This is a genomic window from Fusicatenibacter saccharivorans, assembly GCF_027667425.1.
Classification (GTDB): domain Bacteria; phylum Bacillota; class Clostridia; order Lachnospirales; family Lachnospiraceae; genus Fusicatenibacter; species Fusicatenibacter saccharivorans.
The window spans coordinates 1-1,592 of sequence record NZ_JAQEGR010000044.1 but is presented as its reverse complement, the minus strand read 5'-3'; the positions used below and the strand labels follow the sequence as shown (position 1 = coordinate 1,592).

At 36.7% G+C, this 1,592-nt stretch carries 1 protein-coding gene; it reads right to left on the bottom strand.

From position 1 onward, the window contains the following. Positions 1 to 134: 134 nt before the first annotated feature. Entirely contained in the window at positions 135 to 1,310 is a 1,176-nt protein-coding gene (locus PGS38_RS17410) for an IS110 family RNA-guided transposase (protein WP_118595432.1), read from the bottom strand. Positions 1,311 to 1,592 lie beyond the last annotated feature (282 nt).

Here is a 1,592-nt window from a genome sequence, read left to right as displayed (position 1 = left end):
GAAATGAGGTGACAAACTATAAACAGTCAAGAGAATTTTGAAATTTTTTTGAATTGTAAAAATGGGTAACTTTAATAAGCCATCTGAATACATCGTATTTCAGATGGGAGAAATTAGTATTAATCCACTAGAGATTAACGAAGTTTCTGTGCATTAAAGTCGATATCTTGCCTCTCCAATGCGTAGATGACTCTAATAAGCTTTTTGGCTACATGAGTAATGGCTACTCGATGTGGTTTGCCTTCTCCGCGTTTCTTGGCATAGTAAGTTGCAAATGTCATGTCAAAGCGGATTAACGGTAGACAACAATTGATAAGTGTGTAGCGGAGCTGGGATGATCCACGCTTAACCATCTTACCTCCGTGAGATTCAGTACCAGATTCGTTGATTCCTGGTTCTATTCCAGCAAATGCAAGCATTTGTCCTGGATTAGTGAAGTTAGATATATCGCCGTATTCAGAATAGATTACAGCTGCTGATAATGGTCCGATTCCAGGAACTGACATATAGTGAGGATGTACTTCTTCAATTAGTTTGTTGATTTCTTTTTCAATGGTATTAATCTCTTTTACAAGGGATTTGTATAAAGATAAAAGACTGTTCAGCTCTACATCAAAAATAGAGTTATTTACACCAACAGTATTGGCAGCAAGTTCTTTTAGTCGTAGAAATTGCTGTGGTGAAAACTTCCCCCGGGATAAGGAACGTAGCTTTTCATAAGAGGCTGAGTTCATACGAGCCATCTTTTCAGCAGAACCATAGTTTTCAAGCAGATAGAGAGCAGTTTTGGATAAGCGTTCATTAAAGAATGGTTTAAACTCAGGGAATGTATGATCTAACACATTTGTGATTTTAATAAGATAGAAAGAACGCTGTCGGATAAGTTTATCGCGTAAACGAGTTAATGACTTTAAAGAGTAAGCGTGGTAAAATCCTTTTGAATGGGGTTTGTATTCAACAGTCATTAACCAACGAGCTATTGATTCGCAGTCAACAGAGTCGGTTTTTGTACGCCTAAGTGTTTTTGATTTCTTGTATTCACTGATGAGAACAGGATTTACTTCCATGAAGGTTAGGAGAGAATTTTCAAGGAAGAGTTCAAGATTGAGAGCATAATGGGCAGTTGATTCAAACCCTATTCTTATGTCAGCAGGATTTGCGAGAGAATGAATGATTGTAAGCAGTTCATTAAAGCCGGCTTTATTGTTTTTGATTGTGACTTTAGAAACTACTTTTTGATCAGCTGCAGAAATGATGCAGCAATCATGTTTGTACTTGGAAATATCAATTCCAATAAAGTACATTGACATAGGTTTATACCTCCTGATAAATATTTTGAGCACTGCTGTCTTCCACAGAGAATTCGGCTGTGTAATCACGTAAATAAAAACGTCGATGCGTTAACAAACTGATTAACAGTAATAGACGAAAAGCTGTGGTCTGAGTCACCTCATACCAGTCAAAGCTGTAAAGTTATAGATACAGATCCACAGTGCCTTTTCAAAATATATCAGAGATGGAAATAAATACCCAGTGTTAACTGGGAGAAAGGAAAAATCCAATTACCATCTAAGATAATTGGATTATACGTG

What these genes read in the sequence shown, in the direction of transcription:
- PGS38_RS17410 (WP_118595432.1), bottom strand. Translation starts at nt 1,310, where the DNA reads ATGTCAATGTACTTTATTGGAATTGATATTTCCAAGTACAAACATGAT.